We start from the raw sequence: 1679 nt of genomic DNA, 5'->3' as shown, positions 1-1679 counted from the left end.
AACACCCCACCGTCAGCGACCACAGCCACCGCATCCGGGCCGCCCAGCGCCCGCGCAGCAATCAGCTCATGCACCCCACCCACACCCGGCAGCGGGTCAACCGCACCACCCCACTGCCGCACCAGCCGATCGCGCTCCTCAGCCCCCAACACGGCCAGGTCGCCAACACGCCGATCCGCATCCGCGGCGACAGCCTCCAACACCGCGACGAGATGCGCCGCCAACCGCTCCACCGTCACCGCGTCGAACAGCGCGGTGCTGTACTCGATCTCCCCCGACAGTCCACCGTCGCTGTCCCCGAGCTTCACCGCCAGATCGAACTTGACGGGCAGTGCACCCGGATTCACGTACGCGCCGCGCTCAGCCACATAGCTGAAGAGCACCTGGAACAGCGGATTACGCGACCGGTCCCGGTCGGTGACCAACGCCTCCACCAACTGCTCGAACGGCACATCCTGATGCGCGTACGCACCCAGCGCCGACTCCCGCACCCGCCCCAGCAACTCCGTGAACGGCGGATCGCCGGACAAGTCGGTACGCATCACGAGGGTGTTGACCAGGAAGCCGATCAGATCCTCGGTCTCGGCACGGTTCCGGTTGGCCACCGGCGTGCCCACCACCACGTCGTCCGAACCCGTATACCGCCCCAACAGCACATCGAACGCCGTCAGCAGCGTCATGAACATCGACACACCGCGCTCACGGGACAGCACTCTCAGTGCCACCGTCGTCTCCGGCGAAACCGCGAATCCGGCCACCGCTCCCGCGGACGACCGCACCGCCGGTCGGGGCCGATCCGTGGGCATCTCCAGGGTCGGAGCGCCCGCCAACTGCTGTCGCCAGTAGTCGAGTTGTTCTTCCAGCACCACCCCGGCCAGCTGCTCTCGCTGCCACACCGAGAAGTCCGCGTACTGCACCGGCAGCGGCGGCAACGGATCCGGCTCACCCGCGCGGAACGCCTCGTACAAGGCAGACAGCTCACGCTGGAAGATGTGATCCGACCACTCGTCGAAGACCGCGTGATGCACCGACAGGGCCAGTACATGCGCGTCGGCAGCCAGCCGGATGAGCACGGCCCGGACCAGCGGACCGGCGGCCAGATCGAAGGGCGTCGACGCGTCCTGCGCGATCAGCCGTTCGGCCGCGCTCAGCGGATCGGCGTCGCCGGACACATCGACCACCGGCAGCACGAACGGCGCCGGCGGATCAATCGCCTGATACGCGACCCCGTCCTCGCCCGCGACCAGCCGGGTCCGCAGGACCTCGTGCCGCGCCACCACCCCGCCAAGGGCCGCACCCAGCACGTCGACGTCCAGGTCCCCGTCCCAGCGGATGGGCAACGGCAGGTTGTACTCCGCGGATCCTGGCTCCAAGCGATCCAGGAACCACACCCGCTGCTGAGCGAAGGACAACGGCAACGCCTCGTCCCTGCCGACCACGGCCATCGGCGCCACGAACGCACCGCCGCTGCCCAACCTCTCGATCACTCCGGCGAGGTCCCGCACGGTCGGCTGATCGAACAGGGCGGCGAGAGGCAACTCGACCTCGAGCACTTCTCGGATACGGAACAGCACCCGAGTCGCCAGCAGGGAGTGTCCGCCGAGTTCGAAGAAGTTGTCGGTGGCGCCCACCCGGTCCACACCCAGAAGCTGGGCCCATACCCCGGCCAGCAGCTCCTC

The 1679-nt window shown here is 68.6% G+C and carries 1 protein-coding gene; it reads right to left on the bottom strand.

All coding sequences use genetic code 11. The features are described from left to right. On the bottom strand, positions 1–1679 hold a 1679-nt coding region (locus tag ACH492_RS40060; RefSeq protein ID WP_398994377.1), incomplete at both ends, for a condensation domain-containing protein.

Origin of the sequence: Streptomyces sp. NPDC019443 (genome assembly GCF_044389785.1) — a bacterium.
In the GTDB taxonomy this organism is placed as follows: domain Bacteria; phylum Actinomycetota; class Actinomycetes; order Streptomycetales; family Streptomycetaceae; genus Streptomyces.
The sequence above is the reverse complement of the archived record's forward strand: the minus strand, read 5'-3'. Positions and strand labels throughout refer to the sequence as shown.